Origin of the sequence: Enterobacter cloacae complex sp. ESBL7, from assembly GCF_041679625.1 — a bacterium.
In the GTDB taxonomy this organism is placed as follows: domain Bacteria; phylum Pseudomonadota; class Gammaproteobacteria; order Enterobacterales; family Enterobacteriaceae; genus Enterobacter; species Enterobacter asburiae_B.
On record NZ_JBGORN010000007.1, the window covers coordinates 12,123 to 30,624 of the forward strand.

At 56.7% G+C, this 18,502-nt stretch carries 18 protein-coding genes; 11 read left to right on the top strand and 7 right to left on the bottom strand.

The window, feature by feature from the left end:
• Positions 1-62: 62 nt before the first annotated feature.
• Together ACERY3_RS19155 and ACERY3_RS19160 are read right to left on the bottom strand one after the other, a co-directional pair.
• Positions 63-1,199 carry an HlyD family secretion protein gene (locus tag ACERY3_RS19155; RefSeq protein ID WP_045887682.1) on the bottom strand — a complete coding sequence of 379 codons (1,137 nt, stop codon included), beginning with the start codon at positions 1,197-1,199 and terminating at the stop codon, positions 63-65.
• A 2-nt stretch (positions 1,200-1,201) separates the two neighbouring features.
• Complete coding sequence (locus ACERY3_RS19160; protein WP_023334046.1) at positions 1,202-1,558, bottom strand: DUF3302 domain-containing protein; 357 nt, start codon at positions 1,556-1,558, stop codon at positions 1,202-1,204.
• Positions 1,559-2,217: 659 nt separating this feature from the next.
• Here ACERY3_RS19160 and ACERY3_RS19165 point away from each other — a divergent pair.
• The 9 genes from ACERY3_RS19165 (at position 2,218) to trmL (ending at position 12,310) form a co-directional block, all read left to right on the top strand.
• On the top strand, positions 2,218-4,125 hold the full coding sequence (locus ACERY3_RS19165) for a PTS mannitol transporter subunit IICBA (protein ID WP_023309922.1): 1,908 nt from the start codon (positions 2,218-2,220) through the stop codon (positions 4,123-4,125).
• Positions 4,126-4,223: 98 nt separating this feature from the next.
• Positions 4,224-5,372 (top strand): mannitol-1-phosphate 5-dehydrogenase, encoded by a 1,149-nt coding sequence (mtlD, locus tag ACERY3_RS19170; RefSeq protein ID WP_032665121.1) that lies wholly within the window; start codon positions 4,224-4,226, stop codon positions 5,370-5,372.
• The gene (gene mtlR, locus ACERY3_RS19175) at positions 5,369-5,959 is read left to right on the top strand and encodes a mannitol operon repressor MtlR (RefSeq protein ID WP_033147025.1); all 591 of its coding nucleotides are present in this window, start codon (positions 5,369-5,371) and stop codon (positions 5,957-5,959) included. The genes mtlD and mtlR overlap by 4 nt, the downstream gene beginning before the upstream one ends.
• 58 nt (positions 5,960-6,017) lie before the next feature.
• Positions 6,018-6,380 carry a YibL family ribosome-associated protein gene (locus ACERY3_RS19180; protein ID WP_010436679.1) on the top strand — a complete coding sequence of 121 codons (363 nt, stop codon included), beginning with the start codon at positions 6,018-6,020 and terminating at the stop codon, positions 6,378-6,380.
• 279 nt (positions 6,381-6,659) lie between these two features.
• On the top strand, positions 6,660-8,315 hold the full coding sequence (gene lldP, locus ACERY3_RS19185) for an L-lactate permease (protein WP_373226271.1): 1,656 nt from the start codon (positions 6,660-6,662) through the stop codon (positions 8,313-8,315).
• Positions 8,312-9,085: a transcriptional regulator LldR gene (gene lldR / locus ACERY3_RS19190; protein ID WP_023294814.1), complete on the top strand. Its 774-nt coding sequence runs from the start codon at positions 8,312-8,314 to the stop codon at positions 9,083-9,085. Before lldP ends, lldR begins: the two co-directional genes overlap by 4 nt.
• Complete coding sequence (gene lldD / locus ACERY3_RS19195) at positions 9,082-10,269, top strand: quinone-dependent L-lactate dehydrogenase (RefSeq protein WP_029740822.1); 1,188 nt, start codon at positions 9,082-9,084, stop codon at positions 10,267-10,269. The genes lldR and lldD overlap by 4 nt, the downstream gene beginning before the upstream one ends.
• Positions 10,270-10,450: 181 nt before the next feature.
• Positions 10,451-11,791, top strand: a complete 1,341-nt coding sequence (locus ACERY3_RS19200) for an aromatic acid/H+ symport family MFS transporter (protein WP_033147027.1) — start codon at positions 10,451-10,453, stop codon at positions 11,789-11,791.
• Between the two features lie 45 nt (positions 11,792-11,836).
• Positions 11,837-12,310, top strand: coding sequence for a tRNA (uridine(34)/cytosine(34)/5-carboxymethylaminomethyluridine(34)-2'-O)-methyltransferase TrmL (gene trmL / locus ACERY3_RS19205; RefSeq protein WP_373226272.1), 474 nt, complete (start codon positions 11,837-11,839; stop codon positions 12,308-12,310).
• On the opposite strand, the gene cysE is transcribed toward trmL, so the two are convergent.
• The 5 genes from cysE to ACERY3_RS19230 all read right to left on the bottom strand — a co-directional run bounded on the left by cysE (position 12,307) and on the right by ACERY3_RS19230 (position 15,416).
• Complete coding sequence (gene cysE, locus ACERY3_RS19210) at positions 12,307-13,128, bottom strand: serine O-acetyltransferase (RefSeq protein WP_008502718.1); 822 nt, start codon at positions 13,126-13,128, stop codon at positions 12,307-12,309. The two genes, trmL and cysE, sit on opposite strands and share 4 nt — an antisense overlap.
• 74 nt (positions 13,129-13,202) lie before the next feature.
• Complete coding sequence (gpsA, locus tag ACERY3_RS19215) at positions 13,203-14,222, bottom strand: NAD(P)H-dependent glycerol-3-phosphate dehydrogenase (RefSeq protein ID WP_023309915.1); 1,020 nt, start codon at positions 14,220-14,222, stop codon at positions 13,203-13,205.
• Complete coding sequence (secB, locus tag ACERY3_RS19220) at positions 14,222-14,689, bottom strand: protein-export chaperone SecB (RefSeq protein ID WP_003860835.1); 468 nt, start codon at positions 14,687-14,689, stop codon at positions 14,222-14,224. The genes gpsA and secB overlap by 1 nt, the downstream gene beginning before the upstream one ends.
• Before the next feature lie 32 nt (positions 14,690-14,721).
• Positions 14,722-14,973 (bottom strand): glutaredoxin 3, encoded by a 252-nt coding sequence (gene grxC / locus ACERY3_RS19225; protein WP_023309914.1) that lies wholly within the window; start codon positions 14,971-14,973, stop codon positions 14,722-14,724.
• 11 nt (positions 14,974-14,984) lie between these two features.
• The gene (locus tag ACERY3_RS19230) at positions 14,985-15,416 is read right to left on the bottom strand and encodes a rhodanese-like domain-containing protein (RefSeq protein ID WP_023309913.1); all 432 of its coding nucleotides are present in this window, start codon (positions 15,414-15,416) and stop codon (positions 14,985-14,987) included.
• 247 nt (positions 15,417-15,663) lie between these two features.
• Here ACERY3_RS19230 and gpmM point away from each other — a divergent pair, with 247 nt between their 5' ends.
• Both gpmM and envC read left to right on the top strand, forming a co-directional pair.
• Positions 15,664-17,208: a 2,3-bisphosphoglycerate-independent phosphoglycerate mutase gene (gpmM, locus tag ACERY3_RS19235; protein ID WP_248235535.1), complete on the top strand. Its 1,545-nt coding sequence runs from the start codon at positions 15,664-15,666 to the stop codon at positions 17,206-17,208.
• A 33-nt stretch (positions 17,209-17,241) separates the two neighbouring features.
• On the top strand, positions 17,242-18,501 hold the full coding sequence (gene envC, locus ACERY3_RS19240; protein ID WP_229231479.1) for a murein hydrolase activator EnvC: 1,260 nt from the start codon (positions 17,242-17,244) through the stop codon (positions 18,499-18,501).
• Position 18,502 lies beyond the last annotated feature (1 nt).

Consider the following 18,502-nt stretch of genomic DNA (forward strand, 5'->3'; position numbering starts at 1 on the left):
CAGTATGGATCAAGCGATGAAAAAAGGGCAGGTATGCGTGTCGCATTCCTGCCCTGGAAGGATTAGTGATCGAGGTAGAGGTAGTGCATCCAGCTGGTCATGCGCAGCAATACTTTACGCATCACCGAGACGTGGGCGAAATGGTCCGAGTAGACCGCCACCTGGGCATAGATACCGTCTGGCAGCGCATCGACTTCCGCATTCGGATCCAGCTCAATCGTACCCAACACGCCGTCCGTTCCCGGCACCACCGTCAGCGACTGCAGCGCGCCCTGCGCCTGATAGGAGCCTCCCGGCACCACCGGCAGAATCGCGGTGAGCTTCCCGGAGAACACCTGGCCCGGCAGCGCGTTAAACACCACCTCCGCTTCATCGCCCGGCTTCAGACGCAGCAGCGAGTTCTGACGGAACTGGGCCACGATCTGACGCTTCTGTTCAGGAATAAAGACCATCACCGGACGCAGCGGCAGCGCGGCGGCGTACGTCCCCGGACGGATCAGCACCTGGGTGATGTAGCCATCGCTTGGCGCACGGACCACGGTCTGATCCAGGTTGTATTTCGCTTCAGCAAGCTGCGCGCGTAAGGAGGCAATCTGCGACTGCTCGCCGTTCACCATGCTGTCCAGCTGGCTTTGAATCTGCGTCTGTTCGGCAACGGAGCCTTTCACCATCGCATCCTGTGCGAGATAATTTTGCCGCGCGTTGTCGATATCGCTTTCAGAAAACGGATTCACCTTTGCCTGGCTGCCTTTCAGGTAGCGCTGATAATCTTTAAACAGACGATCGCGTTCAGCCGACACGCGGGTGGTATTGGCGACCGCTTCCGAAAGCTGCGCTTTCAGATTGTCGATATTGTGCGTTGCGGTCACCAGGTCGGCCTGGAGTCTGTCGACGCGCGCCTGGTAGCGGCCCGGATCCAGTTTAAATAACACTTCGCCTTTTTTAATTAGCTGGTTATTTTTATCGGTCACTTCACTGACCACCCCGGTAACCTGCGGCGTAATTGGAATAGAAATAACCGCCTTTTGCGCCGTAAAGGTGTACGGATGGTTATAGTTCATTAACAGAATAAGCCCGGCAACAATAAACACCCCGCCTAATGTCGCGGTGGCAAGCGTCCACTGATTTACCGGAATACGGAATATTTTAAAAATCACCCAAGCAAATGCCACATAGGTCAAAATAATTAACAGATCCATGATTAGCGCTCCAGCGTGTTTTTATCAGCGGCGGGCTGTACCGCGGCCAGCTTTTGTTCTAATTCGGCCACGCGTTTGGCCAGCGCATCCATGCCCGGAACCTCATCAGGCTTGGTGATGTGGTTTTGCATCCCCCAGCCGCGATCTTCACGGTACAGCGTGGCCCATATCCACAGGAACGGCCAGATGGCATGAAGCGTAAACAGGCTAATCCAGCCTGCCGTATGAATCGCATCGGCATGCGGATGGTTACGCTTTTTGGCCATATTATAAGGAATGTCATGGATGGCGATGATTCCATAAAAAAGAACCAGAAATACAAAAATCAATACGCCCAGCGCAAAATAGTTGAGAAACATATTCTCCTCACTTAAACAACGTCAACTCATTGAATTAATAAAACAGTACGCAACCTAATTAATTTATTTTGAAATACATAAGGTATGCTGGTTATTTCAGAGCCGGGGAGTATCGGTTTTTATAATATCTCCATGCAAGTTTATAAGCGTGTCAAAATATATCCTGAATAATAATATACTTAACCTTACAATATGAGCGTAATCCACGTTTTAACTTTTCGCCATACCACACATCAAAAGTGGTTTTTTAGCTTAACGTGTCGCGCTATGCCATCCTGACGCCGAATCGCTAAGCAGAGTTTGCCGCCGATCGCAGCCGGAGAAATCTGCATAAAAATATTTTGTGAAATCAGTCACAATCCAGAAACAAACACACAAAACCAAATCGTGACAACCGTCACAAAAAAGGGTGGTTTTTGCCGTATTTCTCGCCATCGTATTTTTTTTGCCCACCTTTTTTGTGACCAGGATCACCTCATTGACATCCACACCCCCTACCTTTACGTGACATGCATCACACAAATTTTCGCTGTCTGGACAGTTGAACGATTCAGTGCCAGATTTCACAGCATCAGAACAGGGCCCGGCTACCTCTGCCGCCTCATTAACAATAAACCTCGGGCCGCAAGCCTAAGCGTAAACAGAAGAAGGGGTGTTTTATGTCATCCGATTTCAAGATCAAAGTTCAAAGCTTTGGTCGTTTCCTCAGCAACATGGTGATGCCAAATATCGGCGCGTTTATCGCGTGGGGTATCATCACTGCATTGTTCATTCCGACAGGGTGGTTGCCTAACGAAACGCTGGCGAAACTTGTTGGCCCAATGATTACCTATCTCCTGCCGCTGCTCATCGGTTTCACCGGTGGTCGTCTGGTGGGCGGTGACCGTGGTGGCGTAGTGGGTGCCATCACGACCATGGGTGTTATCGTCGGTGCGGATATGCCGATGTTCCTCGGTGCAATGATTGCCGGTCCTCTGGGCGGCTGGGCGATTAAGAAATTCGACGTCTGGGTTGATGGTAAGATCAAATCCGGCTTCGAAATGCTGGTGAACAACTTCTCTGCGGGCATCATCGGGATGATCCTCGCGATTCTGGCGTTCCTCGGCATTGGCCCAGCGGTTGAAGTGCTGTCTAAAATTCTGGCGGCAGGCGTTAACTTTATGGTGGCGCACGACATGCTGCCGCTGGCGTCTATCTTCGTTGAACCGGCGAAAATCCTGTTCCTGAACAACGCCATCAACCACGGCATTTTCTCGCCGCTGGGTATTCAGCAGTCTCACGATCTCGGCAAGTCCATCTTCTTCCTGATTGAAGCGAACCCGGGTCCGGGCATGGGCGTTCTGCTGGCGTACATGTTCTTTGGCCGCGGCAGCGCTAAGCAGTCTGCTGGCGGTGCGGCAATCATTCACTTCCTGGGTGGTATCCACGAAATTTACTTCCCGTACGTGCTGATGAACCCACGTCTGATCCTGGCCGTTATCCTTGGCGGTATGACCGGCGTGTTCACCCTGAGCGTGCTGGGCGGCGGTCTGGTGTCTCCAGCTTCTCCGGGTTCTATCCTGGCGGTGCTGGCGATGACACCAAAAGGGGCGTACTTCGCGAACATCGCGGCCATCTGTGCGGCCATGGCCGTTTCCTTCGTGGTCTCTTCTATCCTGCTGAAAACCAGCAAAGTGAAAGAAGACGACGATATTGAAGCGGCGACCCGTCGTATGCACGACATGAAAGCCGAATCCAAAGGCGCGACCCCGCTGGCGGCTGGCGACGTGTCTAACGACCTGAGCCACGTGCGTAAAATCATCGTTGCCTGTGACGCCGGTATGGGTTCCAGCGCAATGGGTGCAGGCGTGCTGCGTAAGAAAGTGCAGGATGCGGGTCTGACCAACATCTCCGTCACCAACAGCGCCATTAACAGCCTGCCGCCGGACGTTGACCTGGTCATCACGCACCGCGACCTGACCGAACGCGCCATGCGCCAGGTGCCGCAGGCACAGCACATCTCGCTGACCAACTTCCTCGACAGCGGCCTGTACACCAGCCTGACCGAACGTCTGGTTGCGGCGCAGCGTCACGAAGACAACGAAGTGAAAGTGCGCTCAAGCCTGCAGGACAGCTTTGACGAAAGCAACGCCCACCTGTTCAAACTGGGTGCGGAAAACATCTTCCTCGGTCGCACAGCAGCAACCAAAGAAGAAGCGATTCGCTTTGCCGGCGAGCAGCTGGTGAAAGGCGGCTACGTTCAGCCTGAATATGTCGACGCAATGCTGGAACGCGAAAAACTGACGCCAACCTACCTGGGCGAATCCATCGCGGTTCCGCACGGTACGGTTGAAGCGAAAGATCGCGTCCTGAAAACCGGCGTCGTATTCTGTCAGTATCCGCAGGGCGTGCGCTTCGGTGAAGAAGAAGACGACATCGCCCGTCTGGTGATTGGTATCGCCGCTCGCAACAACGAGCACATTCAGGTGATTACCAGCCTGACCAACGCGCTGGATGATGAATCTGTCATTGCGCGTCTGGCGAGCACCACCAGCGTGGAAGAAGTCCTGGCACTTCTTAACAAATAAGTTCTCTTCCCTCTCCCCTCTGGGGAGAGGGCTAGGGTGAGGGGAAAAGTTCCTCACCCCAGCCCTCTCGGGTAAAAACATTGATGAAGGTTAACACTATGAAAGCATTACATTTTGGCGCAGGTAACATCGGTCGTGGTTTTATCGGTAAACTGCTGGCAGACGCGGGCATTACGCTGACATTCGCCGATGTGAATCAGGTGGTCCTGGATGCCCTGAATGCGCGTCATAGCTATCAGGTCCATGTAGTCGGTGAAAACGAGCAGGTTGAGACGGTATCCGGCGTCAACGCGGTCAGCAGCATCGGGGAAGACGTTATCGACCTGATCGCCAGCGTCGATCTGGTCACCACGGCCGTGGGTCCGGTCGTCCTTGAGCGCATCGCCCCTGCGGTTGCGAAAGGCCTGGCAAAACGTAAAGCGCAGGGCATCGACGCTCCGCTGAACATCATCGCCTGTGAAAACATGGTGCGCGGCACCACGCAGCTGAAAGGCCACGTGCTCAACGCTGTAGCCGACGAAGACAAAGCCTGGGTTGAAGCGCACGTTGGGTTTGTGGATTCCGCCGTGGATCGCATCGTTCCGCCGTCTGAATCCGCCACCAACGACCCGCTGGAAGTGACCGTGGAAACCTTCAGCGAGTGGATCGTTGATAAAACCCAGTTTAAAGGCGCCCTGCCGACCATTCCGGGAATGGAATTAACCGATAACCTGATGGCATTTGTCGAACGCAAACTCTTCACGCTGAACACCGGGCATGCTATAACCGCGTACCTCGGAAAATTGGCCGGTCATCAGACCATTCGTGACGCGATCCTCGATGAGAAGATCCGCGCGGTGGTAAAAGGGGCAATGGAAGAGAGCGGCGCGGTGCTGATCAAACGCTACGGTTTTGATGCTGATAAACACGCAGCATACATCCAGAAAATCCTCGGTCGCTTTGAAAACCCGTATTTGAAAGATGACGTTGAGCGCGTGGGCCGTCAGCCTCTGCGCAAACTGAGCGCGGGCGACCGTCTGATTAAGCCGCTGCTGGGCACGCTGGAATACGGCCTGCCGCACGCCAACCTGGTGAAAGGGATTGCCGCCGCGATGCACTATCGCAGCGAGCAGGACCCACAGGCGCAGGAACTGGCTCAGCTGATTGATGACAAAGGCGCGCAGGCTGCGCTGGCGCAGATTTCCGGTCTGGACGCCAACAGCGACGTGGTTGTGGAGGCGGTTAACGCATACAACGCAACCAAATGATGCACAGTGCGGCGCAGGTTAACCTGCGCCCAGATAATAGATTGTCAGATATGCAGGCAATAATGGAACAAACCCAGGCCTTTGAAAATCGTGTGCTTGAGCGTCTGAATGCTGGCAAAACCGTACGAAGCTTTCTGATCGCCGCCGTCGAACTGTTAACCGAGGCGGTGAATATCCTGGTGCTTCAGGTGTTTCGCAAAGACGACTACGCGGTAAAGTATGCTGTAGAACCGTTACTGGACGGAGACGGACCGCTGGGCGATTTATCCGTGCGTCTGAAGCTGATTTATGGTCTTGGCGTGCTCAACCGACAAGAGTATGAAGATGCGGAGCTGTTAATGGCGCTGCGCGAAGAGCTCAATCATGACGGTAACGAGTACACCTTTACCGATGATGAGATCCTGGGGCCCTTCGGCGAGCTGCACTGCGTCAGCGCGCTCCCCCCTGCTCCCCATTTTGATAACAGCGACCCTGAGCTCTACGCGATGCAAAAGCTGCGTTATCAACAGGTTGTGCGTTCCACGATGGTGCTCTCCCTGACTGAGCTGATTTCCCGAATCAGCTTAAAAAAAGCGTTTCAGAAGTAAGCCTGCTCACATTGGTGTATCCTTCCCTGTAAATTCCCCGTTTTCAGAGTTATTTGTCATGAAAGAAGTCGAAAAGAACGAAATTAAACGCCTGAGCGACCGTCTGGATCTGATCCGCCACCAGATGGCTGGCCTGTCACTGGTCGATTCCGCCGAGAAGTACGCCGAGCTGGAAAAAGAAGCCGCCACGCTGGAAACAGAAATCGAGCGTCTGCGCGAAGTGAAAGGCCAGAAGCTGAGCAAAGAAGCGCAGAAGCTGATGAACATGCCGCACCGCCGCGCGATCACCAAAAAAGAACAGGCCGACATGGGTAAGCTGAAGAAAAGCGTCCGTGGTCTGGTGGTGGTACACCCGATGACCGAGCTTGGCCGCGAAATGGGCCTGAAAGAGATGACGGGCTTTTGTAAGACCGCGTTCTGATACTTCCCCCTCTCCCTGTGGGAGAGGGCCGGGGTGAGGGCATCAGGCCCCACCCCACTTCAAATTGGCCCAACCAATCCCCCTTTTCTTTCTTCCCCGGTTCACAATTCCGTTATTTTCGCTCACAAAACCATTGCTAGCTCATAACATCTGGTTAACCATTCATTGTCATTAACCCTACAACACAACATTGGCAGGACCACTTTTACACAACCTGTGATGCAGAGTTGAGCGGAGACTCACCCGCAGCGCAGGCTGTCTGGTCCCCAGGAGACCTGCATGAGCCTCTGGCAACAAAACTACGACCCGGCCGGAAATATCTGGCTGTCGAGCCTGATCGCATCGCTTCCGATCCTGTTCTTCTTCTTTGCGCTGATTAAGCTCAAGCTGAAGGGCTACCTCGCCGCGACGTATACCGTTGCCATCGCTCTGATGGTGGCGCTGTTCTTCTACAAAATGCCGGTCGATCGCGCGCTGGCCTCCGTCGTCTACGGTTTCTTCTACGGCCTGTGGCCGATTGCGTGGATCATCATCGCGGCGGTCTTTGTCTATAAAATCTCGGTGAAAACCGGGCAGTTCGACATAATCCGCTCGTCGATTCTTTCCATCACGCCGGACCAGCGCCTGCAGATGCTGATTGTCGGCTTCTCCTTCGGGGCGTTTCTGGAAGGTGCGGCAGGCTTTGGCGCACCGGTGGCGATCACCGCCGCGCTGCTGGTCGGTCTGGGCTTTAACCCGCTCTATGCCGCCGGTCTGTGCCTGATTGTGAACACCGCGCCGGTTGCGTTTGGCGCGATGGGTATTCCGATTCTGGTGGCCGGACAGGTCACCGGGCTGGACAGCTTCGAGATCGGCCAGATGGTTGGCCGCCAGCTGCCCTTCCTGACCATTATCGTCCTGTTCTGGATCATGGCGATTATGGACGGCTGGCGCGGCGTGAAGGAGACCTGGCCTGCGGTGATGGTGGCGGGCGGTTCGTTCGCTATCGCTCAATACCTCAGCTCGAACTTCCTCGGCCCGGAGCTGCCGGACATCATCTCTTCGCTGGTGTCGCTGGTCTGTCTGACGCTGTTCCTGAAACGCTGGCAGCCGGTGCGTATCTTCCGCTTCGCCGACATAGGCGCCTCGCAGGTTGATCAAACCCTGGCGCGTACGGGCTATACGGCAGGACAGGTGATCCGAGCCTGGTCGCCGTTCCTGTTCCTGACCGCAACGGTGACCCTGTGGAGCATTCCGCCGTTTAAAGCCCTGTTCGCCCCGGGCGGCGCGCTGTACGACATGGTGATTAACATCTCCGTACCGTTCCTCGACAAGATGGTCGCCCGTATGCCGCCGGTGGTACACGCCGCTACGCCGTATGCCGCGGTCTATAAATTCGACTGGTTCTCCGCCACCGGTACCGCCATCCTGTTTGCCGCTATCCTTTCCGTGGTGTGGCTGCGCATGAAGCCTGCGGCCGCGGTGCAGACCTTTGCCGCGACCATTAAAGAGCTGATGCTGCCGATTTACTCCATCGGCATGGTGCTGGCGTTCGCGTTTATCTCGAACTACTCCGGCCTGTCATCGACGCTGGCGCTGGCGCTGGCCCATACCAGCCACGCCTTCACCTTCTTCTCGCCGTTCCTCGGCTGGCTGGGGGTGTTCCTGACCGGGTCAGATACCTCGTCTAACGCCCTGTTTGCCGCGCTGCAGGCAACGGCAGCCCAGCAGATTGGCGTGTCGGACGTCCTGCTGGTGGCGGCGAATACCACCGGCGGCGTGACCGGGAAAATGATCTCTCCACAATCCATCGCCATTGCCTGTGCGGCGGTGGGACTGGTCGGTAAAGAGTCGGATCTGTTCCGCTTTACCGTGAAACACAGCCTGATATTCACCTGCATGGTGGGGGTGATCACCACCCTGCAGGCCTATGTCTTAACCTGGATGATCCCATGATAGTGATGCCCAGACGCCTGTCCGACGAGATTGCCTCTCGCGTGCGGGCGCTGATTGAAGAACAACAGCTTGAAGCGGGCATGAAGTTGCCCGCCGAACGCCAGCTCGCCGCCCAGCTTGGCGTGTCGCGCAATTCACTGCGCGAGGCGCTGGCGACGCTGGTCAGCGAAGGCGTGCTGGTGAGCCGTCGCGGCGGCGGCACCTTTGTGCGTTGGCAGCATGACGACTGGTCCGAGCAAAACATCGTGCAGCCCCTGAAAACGCTGATGGAGAACGACCCGGACTACAGCTTCGACATCCTTGAAGCGCGTCACGCCATCGAAACCAGTACCGCCTGGCACGCGGCCATGCGGGCAACCGACGCGGACAAAGAGAAACTCATCGCCTGCTTTGAGGCCACGCAGAGCAGCGACCCGGATATCGCCTCCCAGGCGGACGTCCGTTTTCACCTGGCGATTGCCGAGGCGTCGCACAACGTGGTGCTTCTGCAGACCATGCGCGGGTTCTTCGACCTGCTGCAATCCTCCGTGAAGCAGAGCCGTCAGCGCATGTATCTGGTTCCGCCTGTGTTTGCCCAGCTGACCGAACAACACGAGGCGGTGCTCAACGCCATTCTGGCCGGTGATGCCGAGGCCGCACGCAAAGCGATGATGGCGCATCTCGGTTTCGTGCACACCACCATTAAACGATTCGATGAAGACCAGGCCCGACAGGCGCGTATTACCCGTCTGCCTGGCGACAGTGATATTTCCAGGGAGAACAAAGCATGATTATTTCAGCAGCCAGTGACTATCGCGCCGCGGCGCAGCGCATTTTGCCCCCGTTCCTGTTCCACTATATCGACGGCGGGGCGTATGCCGAATACACCCTGCGCCGCAACGTGGAAGATCTGTCGGAGGTGGCTCTGCGCCAGCGCGTGCTGAAGAATATGTCTGACCTGAGCCTTGAGACAAAACTGTTTAACGAAACGCTTTCCATGCCCGTCGCGCTCGCGCCTGTGGGCCTGTGCGGTATGTATGCCCGCCGCGGTGAAGTGCAGGCCGCGGCTGCGGCGGATGCCAAAGGCATTCCGTTTACGCTTTCCACCGTGTCCGTCTGCCCGATTGAAGAGGTCGCCCCGACCATCAAGCGCCCAATGTGGTTCCAGCTGTACGTCCTGCGCGATCGCGGCTTTATGCGCAACGCGCTCGAGCGAGCCAAAGCGGCGGGCTGCTCCACGCTGGTCTTTACCGTCGATATGCCGACTCCCGGCGCGCGCTATCGTGATGCCCACTCCGGCATGAGCGGCCCGAATGCCGCGCTCCGCCGCTACTGGCAGGCCGTGACCCATCCGCAGTGGGCGTGGGATGTCGGCCTGAACGGTCGGCCTCACGATCTCGGGAATATCTCGGCTTACCTCGGTAAACCGACCGGGCTGGAGGATTACATCGGCTGGCTGGCGAACAACTTCGATCCGTCGATCTCGTGGAAAGACCTGGAGTGGATCCGCGAGTTCTGGGACGGCCCGATGGTGATCAAAGGGATCCTCGATCCGGAAGATGCCCGCGACGCGGTACGCTTTGGCGCAGACGGGATTGTGGTCTCTAACCACGGCGGACGCCAGCTTGACGGGGTGCTCTCTTCCGCACGCGCTCTGCCGGCCATCGCCGATGCGGTGAAAGGCGATATTGCGATCCTGGCCGACAGCGGCATCCGCAACGGGCTGGACGTGGTGCGCATGATTGCGCTCGGCGCCGACAGCGTGCTGCTGGGGCGCGCGTATCTGTATGCGCTGGCGACGGCGGGCCAGGCAGGGGTGGCGAATCTGCTCAACCTGATCGAAAAAGAGATGAAGGTAGCGATGACGCTGACAGGTGCAAGAACGATTAGCGAAATCAGTAAGGATTCTCTGGTGCAGGAGTTAAGCAAATTACCGGCGGCGCTGGCTCCCCTGGCTCAGGGAAACGCGGCCTGACCTTCTCCGGTTAACCCCTCTTTCTCACGCGCCCGATTTCCCCCTCGGGCGCTTTTTTACGCCAAAAATAACATCCAGATAACATATTAGATAAGAAAATTTGACATCCACCTGCCGCCCGCAATTGTATAGACAAGCAAATACAAGAACACAAAAACAACATCAGATTGGAGTGGAGCGTATGGCGTATTCAGGTAAGGTGGATATTCAGCAGGTGATCGATGAGAGTCCTTTTTCAGGGTTTCACTGGCTGCTCATTGTGCTGGGCTTTCTGGTTCTGGCGATCGATGGTTTTGATACGGCGGCGATGGGTTACATCGCGCCTACGCTGTCGGCAGAATGGGGAATACACAAACAGGATCTGGGGCCAGTGCTGAGCGCGGCGCTGCTGGGGCTGTCGCTGGGCGCGCTGATTGCCGGTCCGGTTTCGGACCGGATGGGGCGCAAGCGCGTGCTGGTCTTTTCGTGCCTGTTCTTCGGCCTTGCGAGCCTGGGGACGGCCTGGGCGCAAAGTCTGAATACCCTCACGCTGTGGCGCTTTCTGACGGGCCTGGGGCTCGGCGCCGCAATGCCTAACGCCATCACGCTGATCTCCGAGTTTGCCCCCCAGCGCTGTCGCGCCATGGCGATTAATACCATGTACTGCGGCTTCCCTCTGGGTGCGGCGGGCGGCGGCGCGATCTCTTCCTGGCTTATCCCCCACCACGGCTGGCGAAGCGTGCTGCTGACCGGGGCGATTGCGCCGCTGATTTTAACGCTGCTGCTGGGGCTGTTTTTACCGGAGTCCGTGAAGTTTCTGGTGCAGCGCGGGAAGGACGTCATGCAGGTCCGCCGTATCGCCAGCCGGTTCGCCCGCAGCACGCTGGATGGCGTCACGGGCTTTTTCCTGGCGGAGGAGAAAGTCGCATCTAAAAAAGGGAGCGTGTCGCAGCTGTTTTCTATGCCCTGGCTGCCCGGCACCCTGATGCTGTGGGTGACCTATTTTATGGGGCTGGTGATTTACTACGTCCTGCTTAGCTGGATGCCGACGCTGATGCAGGGGATGGGCTATGCTCTGGCTGAATCCGCCTGGCTCACCTCGCTGTTCACCTTCGGCGGTACCGCAGGCATTCTGCTCGCGGGCTGGATGATGGACCGCTGGGAAGCGCATAAAGTTGTCGCGTGTGGTTTCGTGCTGACAATGGGCCTTATTCTTTTACTGGGTATTGAACATAACCATATCGCTCTGTTTGGCGGGCTGATTTTCCTGATGGGGATCGCGATGAACGGCGCGCAATCGGGCATGCAAACCCTGGCCGCCACCTTTTACCCTACCGAGTGCCGCGCGACGGGCATCGCCTGGATGCAGGGGATCGGCCGCTTTGGCGGCGTGGCGGGAACCATGACCAGCGCCCAGCTTCTCGCTATGCAGTGGCAGGCAGACAGTATTTTAATGATCCTCAGCGTGCCCGCTCTGGTGGCCGCTGCGGCAACCGTCTACAAAATGCTGTACAGCCGCTCGCAGGAACCCGGCGTCGCGTAGTTCCTCTCTTTTCTGCTATTCTGCCCCCGCAATTAAGGGGGCAGCATGCTTAACATCGTTTTATTCGAACCAGAAATTCCGCCGAATACCGGCAATATTATCCGCCTGTGTGCCAACACCGGTTTTCGTCTGCATATCATTGAGCCGATGGGCTTTACGTGGGACGACAAACGCCTGCGTCGCGCAGGGCTGGATTATCATGAATTTACCGCCGTCGTTCGCCATCACGATTACGCCGCGTTTCTGGAAGCAGAGAAGCCGCAGCGCATGTTCGCCCTGACCACCAAAGGCACGCCAGCGCATAGCGCCGTGAGCTATCAGGCAGGTGACTATCTGATGTTTGGCCCGGAAACCCGCGGCCTGCCGGCCACGATCCTGGATGCCCTGCCCGCCGAGCAGAAAATCCGTATTCCGATGATGCCGGACAGCCGCAGCATGAACCTGTCGAACGCGGTGTCGGTGGTGGTGTATGAAGCCTGGCGCCAGCTGGAGTATCCGGGCGCCATTCTCAGAAGTTAAATGCCGTCACCATACTCGAACGTATGGTGAATGCCGTTGAAGTGCTGATCCATGTCCATGGAAGGCTTATCGCTGTCTGGTTTACCGACGATGCGCGCCGGTACGCCAGCGGCGGTGGTATGCGGCGGCACGGGCTGGAGCACCACGGAGCCTGCGCCGATCTTCGCGCCGCGCCCGACTTCAATATTGCCGAGGATTTTGGCACCCGCGCCAATCATCACCCCTTCACGGATTTTCGGATGGCGATCGCCGCTGGTTTTACCGGTACCGCCCAGGGTAACCGACTGCAGGATCGAGACGTCATCCTCAATGACCGCCGTTTCCCCGACGACAATCCCGGTGGCGTGGTCGAGCATGATCCCGCGGCCAATCTTTGCCGCCGGGTGAATATCGACCTGGAACGTCACGGAAACCTGGTTTTGCAGGAAGATCGCCAGCGCGCGGCGGCCTTCATTCCAGAGCCAGTGGCCGATGCGGTAAGCCTGCAGGGCGTGGAAGCCTTTCAGGTACAGCAGCGGCGTAGAATATTTATCGACCGCCGGGTCACGCGTGCGCACGGCCTGAATATCGCAGGCGGCAGAGGCGATCATTTCCGGGTCTGCGGCGTAAGCCTCTTCCACCACTTCACGAATGGCGATAGCAGGCATGATCGAGGAAGCCAGCTTGTTGGCGAGCATATAGCTCAGCGCGCTGCCGAGATTTTCGTGCTTGAGTAGCGTCGCGTGGTAGAAACTGGCCAGCATAGGCTCGCAGTCGGCCAGCGCCCGGGCTTCGGCTTTAATATTGTTCCAGACGATATCCAGTTCTTCACACGGCATTGCTTACTCCAGACGATAGTTAATGACCAGCCAGTTCTGCGCTGGCTGGGTCATTCAGGTGACAACGGTTCCGACTAGTTACTGCTGCGCTCGTCCTTGCGCGCGCGACCTAATAAGGTCAATGCTGCCTCGCGCGCATTTTTTCCGCAATACAATACCTGATAAATTTCCTCGGTTATTGGCATTTCGACACCGAAACGGTGCGCCAACTCGCGGACTTCTTTGGTATTGCGGTAGCCTTCAACCACCTGACCAATCTTCTCCTGCGCGCCTTTAACATCGCTGCCCTGTCCGAGCATCATGCCAAAGCGGCGGTTACGAGACTGGTTGTCGGTACAGGTCAGCACCAGGTCGCCCAGGCCAGCCATTCCCATAAAGGTGGCCGGATCGGCACCCAGCGCTTCGCCCAGGCGGGACATTTCGGTCAGTCCTCGGGTGATCAGCGCCGTACGCGCATTGGCACCAAAACCAATGCCGTCTGACATCCCGGCACCAATCGCAATCACGTTCTTCACCGCACCGCCCAGCTGCACGCCGATAAAATCGGGGTTGCTGTAGACGCGGAAGCTCTTGCCGCAGTGCAGCAGCTGTTGAAGATCGTCTGAGAAGGCCTGATCGGTGGAGGCCAGCGAAATCGCCGTCGGCAGGCCAGCGGCCAGCTCTTTGGCAAAGGTCGGGCCGGAGATGACCGCCAGCGGGATCTCATCACCCAGCGCTTCACGGGCAACGTCCTGCAGCAGGCGTCCGGTTTCGGCTTCCAGTCCTTTTGTCGCCCAGACAATGCGCGCATCCGGGCGCATCAGCGGCTTAATCTGACGGAGCACGTCGCCAAATACATGGCTCGGAACCACAATCAGAATGTTGCGGCTGGCCGCCAGCGCGGTCGCAAGGTCGCTTTCAAGGTGCAGGGAGTCAGGGAACGGAACATCCGGAAGAAACGCCACGTTACAACGGTCGCGTTGCAGCGTTGCGATATGTTTTGGATCGTGGCCCCAGAGAACCACTTCGTGACCATTTCTTGCCAGCGTGATGGCAAGAGCGGTGCCGTATGAGCCGGCACCGATCACAGTCATTGACGCATTAACAGTGCTCATCAGGCATCCTGATGTTGTTCAGCACCTTCGCCAGCTTGCTGCTGCAGATAGTTCATGAACAGCGCATCAAAGTTAACTGGCGCAAGGTTCAGTTGCGGGAATGTACCGCGAGAAACCAGGCTGGTGATGCATTCACGCGCATACGGGAACAGAATGTTCGGGCAGTACGCACCCAGGCAATGCGCCATCTGGTTGCCTTCGATACCACCGATAGAGAAGATGCCGCCCTGCTGAACTTCACACAGGAATGCAGTTTCTTCGCCCAGGGACGCGGTAACGGTCACACGCAGCACGACTTCATACACGTCATCTGCCAGTTGGGTAGATGCGGTATCCAGATCAAGTTTAACCTCTGGCTGCCAATCTTTCTGGAAAACATGTGGCGCATTTGGCGCTTCGAAAGAGACGTCCTTGGTGTAGATACGCTGGATCTGGAAAGTCATTTCGGTGTTGTTTTGTTCTGACATGGAAATACCCTTTTTAATTGTCCTAAAGTCTCTTAGCTCAGCAGCGGATCGAGTCCACCACGGGCATCGAGCGCATACAAGTCATCACAGCCGCCAATGTGCTGCGCATCAATAAAAATCTGCGGAACCGTCGTGCGACCACTACGTTTGATCATCTCTTCGCGTTTAATCGCGTCACCGTCGATCGGCAGTTCCTGGAACGTGACGCCTTTGCTGTTCAGCAGCGCTTTCGCACGATGACAGAACGGGCACGTCGCTTTGGTATAGATCTCAATATTGGCCATGACTGAACTCCTTATTTACCGCGTACCAAAGGAAGATTTTCCCCGCTCCAGCCGGAAATACCTTCTTTCAGCACCGTTACGTTTTCGAAGCCTGCTTTATGAAGCGCGCTGGCAGATTCCTGTGCCTGCATGCCGGTCGCATCGACAACGATAATCGGCTGGGCTTTGTGTTTCTCAAGCTCACCGACGTTGTTCGCTTTGATTTCAGCTGGCAGCAGGTTGATTGCGCCCGCAATGTGACCTTTACGGAAATCGTCACGCTGACGCAGATCGACCACGACGGCATCTTCTTTGTTGATCAGACGCGTCGCTTCACCACGGGTGATAACCTTAATTTTAGACGTCAGGCTCTTAAATGTGGTGAACAGCACAGCAGCCAGCAGGCCAATCCACGCGATGCTCAGAACCGGATGGCGGCTAACGAATTGCATAATTTCTTGCATGGAGGGTAACTACTCCCGACTAAGTGATAAAAAAAACCAGGACAGGAGTATACCTGTGCGTTCTGGCAAATACAGCCAGCGACCATAACCTAATCCATTTTCTGCGGCATGCCACCTAAAAAAATGCCTCAAAATGGTCTGGTGTACATCTTGCCCCTGCGCTTTCTTTGATCTTCTGCGGCTATTTGATCGATTCAGCTGTAGTAAAATTACGCAAATTTTGACTCTTGAGCATGAGGTTGTCGCAATGTCGGTTTCTAAAAAACCTATGGTACTGGTGATTCTGGATGGCTATGGCTACCGTGAAGATAGCCAGGATAACGCTATTTTCAACGCCAAAACTCCGGTCATGGATGCCCTGTGGGCGAAACGTCCGCATACGCTGATTGACGCGTCTGGCCTGGAAGTGGGTCTGCCGGACCGCCAGATGGGCAACTCCGAAGTCGGTCACGTAAACCTGGGCGCCGGACGTATTGTGTATCAGGATCTGACGCGTCTGGACGTTGAAATTAAAGAACGCACCTTCTTCTCCAACCCAACGCTGTCTGGCGCGGTCGATAAAGCCGTTGCCGCTGGCAAGGCCGTACACATCATGGGCCTGCTCTCTGCTGGCGGCGTTCACAGCCACGAAGATCACATCATGGCGATGGTTGAACTGGCCGCCGAGCGCGGTGCGGAAAAAATCTATCTGCACGCCTTCCTGGACGGTCGCGATACGCCACCACGTAGCGCAAAAGGCTCTCTGCAAGCCTTCGAAGAGAAATTCGCCGCGCTGGGCAAAGGCCGCGTAGCGTCCATCATTGGCCGTTACTACGCTATGGACCGCGACAACCGCTGGGATCGCGTTGAACAGGCCTATGATCTGATGACCCTGGCAAAAGGTGAATTCCAGTTCGCGACCGCCGTTGAGGCGCTGGAAGCGGCCTATGCACGTGATGAAAACGACGAATTCGTGAAAGCGTCCGTGATTCGTGCTGAAGGCCAGGCCGACGCCGCCATGGAAGATGGCGACGCGCTGATCTTCATGAACTTCCGCGCTGACCGCGCGCGTGAAATCACCCGTGCGTTCGTCAACAGCGACTTCGACGGTTTTGCCCGTAAGAAAGTGGTAAACCTCGATTTCATCCAGCTGACCGAATACGCGGCAGACATCAAAGCGCCTTGCGCGTATCCGCCAGCATCTCTGGCAAATACCTTTGGCGAGTGGATGGCTAAGAACGACAAAACGCAGCTGCGTATTTCCGAAACTGAAAAATACGCGCACGTGACCTTCTTCTTTAACGGCGGCGTTGAAGAGCCGTTCAAAGGCGAAGACCGAATTCTGATCAACTCTCCGAAAGTCGCTACCTACGATCTGCAGCCAGAAATGAGCTCTGCCGAATTGACGGAAAAACTGGTTGCGGCCATCAAGAGCTGTAAGTACGACACCATCATCTGTAACTACCCGAACGGCGACATGGTTGGGCATACCGGGGTGATGGAAGCGGCAGTGAAAGCGGTTGAAGCGCTGGACCACTGCGTTGAGCAGGTAGCGAAAGCGGTTGAATCCGTTGGCGGTCAGCTGCTGATCACCGCTGACCACGGTAACGCTGAACAGATGCGCGACCCGGCGACCGGCCAGGCCCACACGGCCCATACCAACCTGCCTGTTCCGCTGATTTATGTGGGTGATAAATCACTGAAAGCAGTGGAAGGCGGCAAGCTTTCTGACATCGCGCCAACCATGCTGTCGCTGATGGGTATGCCGATCCCTGAAGAGATGACTGGTAAGCCGCTGTTCATCGTGGAATAATCGCTCCCCATGAGGGGAAAGGCGATTTTTTCAATCACATGGGTCGTGAAGCCGCTTAGGTTATCAGTCAGACCTCTGTTTTACGCCAGCGCACTCAGCGCTGGCGTATTGCTGTGCGCCGCATCCGCCCACGCGGATGACCGCGACCAGCTGAAATCCATTCAGGCCGATATCGCCGCCAAAGAGCGTGCGGTACGCCAGCAGCAGCAGCAGCGCTCCGCCCTGCTCGCCCAGCTCAAGCAGCAGGAAGAGGCGATCTCCGCCGCCACGCGTAAACTCCGTGAAACGCAAAACACCCTCGCCCAGTTGAATAAACAGATCGACGAGATGAACGCGTCGATTGCCAAACTCGAGCGCCAGCGTGACGCGCAGGAGCGTAATCTTGCCGCACAGCTTGACGCCGCATTCCGCCAGGGTGAACATACCGGACTCCAGCTGATCCTCAGCGGCGAAGAGAGCCAGCGCGGCCAGCGCCTGCAGGCCTACTTTGGCTATCTCAACCAGGCGCGTCAGGAGACGATCGCGCAGCTGAAGCAGACGCGCGAAGAGGTCTCCACGCAAAAAGCCGAGCTGGAAGAGAAGCAGAGCCAGCAGCAGACGCTGCTTTACGATCAGCAGGCCCAGCAGGCGAAGCTTGAGCAGGCGCGCAACGAGCGTAAGAAAACCCTTTCCGGCCTTGAATCCTCCATTCAGGAAGGTCAGAGCCAGCTTAGCGAAATGCGCGCCAACGAATCAAAACTGCGTAACAGCATCGCCCGTGCGGAAGCGGCGGCGAAAGCGCGCGCCGAAAAAGAGGCTCGCGAGGCGCAGGCCGTTCGCGATAAGCAGCAGGAAGCATCCCGCAAAGGCACTACCTACAAGCCAAGCGAGAGCGAACGTTCCCTGATGTCGCGTACCGGCGGTTTGGGCTCTCCTCGCGGTCAGGCTTTCTGGCCCGTTCGCGGTTCAATTCTGCATCGCTATGGCGAACAGCTGCAGGGTGAGCTACGTTGGAAAGGAATAGTTATCGGTGCGTCTGAAGGTAGCGAAGTAAAAGCCATTGCCGATGGCCGCGTGATTCTGGCTGACTGGCTGCAGGGTTACGGTCTGGTGGTGGTGGTCGAACACGGTAAAGGTGACATGAGCCTTTACGGCTACAACCAGAGCGCGCTGGTCAGCGTCGGCACGCAGGTGCGCGCAGGCCAACCCATCGCCCTTGTGGGCAGCAGTGGCGGTCAGGGCCGCCCGTCACTCTATTTCGAAATTCGTCGCCAGGGTCAGGCGGTCAATCCACAGCCGTGGTTGGGAAGATAAG

Excerpts from the sequence above, each read along its gene's own strand:
- ACERY3_RS19155 (WP_045887682.1), bottom strand. The coding sequence starts at position 1,199 with ATGGATCTGTTAATTATTTTGACCTATGTGGCATTTGCTTGGGTGATT.
- ACERY3_RS19160 (WP_023334046.1), bottom strand. The coding sequence starts at position 1,558 with ATGTTTCTCAACTATTTTGCGCTGGGCGTATTGATTTTTGTATTTCTG.
- ACERY3_RS19165 (WP_023309922.1), top strand. The coding sequence starts at position 2,218 with ATGTCATCCGATTTCAAGATCAAAGTTCAAAGCTTTGGTCGTTTCCTC.
- mtlD (WP_032665121.1), top strand. The coding sequence starts at position 4,224 with ATGAAAGCATTACATTTTGGCGCAGGTAACATCGGTCGTGGTTTTATC.
- mtlR (WP_033147025.1), top strand. The coding sequence starts at position 5,369 with ATGATGCACAGTGCGGCGCAGGTTAACCTGCGCCCAGATAATAGATTG.
- ACERY3_RS19180 (WP_010436679.1), top strand. The coding sequence starts at position 6,018 with ATGAAAGAAGTCGAAAAGAACGAAATTAAACGCCTGAGCGACCGTCTG.
- lldP (WP_373226271.1), top strand. The coding sequence starts at position 6,660 with ATGAGCCTCTGGCAACAAAACTACGACCCGGCCGGAAATATCTGGCTG.
- lldR (WP_023294814.1), top strand. The coding sequence starts at position 8,312 with ATGATAGTGATGCCCAGACGCCTGTCCGACGAGATTGCCTCTCGCGTG.
- lldD (WP_029740822.1), top strand. The coding sequence starts at position 9,082 with ATGATTATTTCAGCAGCCAGTGACTATCGCGCCGCGGCGCAGCGCATT.
- ACERY3_RS19200 (WP_033147027.1), top strand. The coding sequence starts at position 10,451 with ATGGCGTATTCAGGTAAGGTGGATATTCAGCAGGTGATCGATGAGAGT.
- trmL (WP_373226272.1), top strand. The coding sequence starts at position 11,837 with ATGCTTAACATCGTTTTATTCGAACCAGAAATTCCGCCGAATACCGGC.
- cysE (WP_008502718.1), bottom strand. The coding sequence starts at position 13,128 with ATGCCGTGTGAAGAACTGGATATCGTCTGGAACAATATTAAAGCCGAA.
- gpsA (WP_023309915.1), bottom strand. The coding sequence starts at position 14,222 with ATGAGCACTGTTAATGCGTCAATGACTGTGATCGGTGCCGGCTCATAC.
- secB (WP_003860835.1), bottom strand. The coding sequence starts at position 14,689 with ATGTCAGAACAAAACAACACCGAAATGACTTTCCAGATCCAGCGTATC.
- grxC (WP_023309914.1), bottom strand. The coding sequence starts at position 14,973 with ATGGCCAATATTGAGATCTATACCAAAGCGACGTGCCCGTTCTGTCAT.
- ACERY3_RS19230 (WP_023309913.1), bottom strand. The coding sequence starts at position 15,416 with ATGCAAGAAATTATGCAATTCGTTAGCCGCCATCCGGTTCTGAGCATC.
- gpmM (WP_248235535.1), top strand. The coding sequence starts at position 15,664 with ATGTCGGTTTCTAAAAAACCTATGGTACTGGTGATTCTGGATGGCTAT.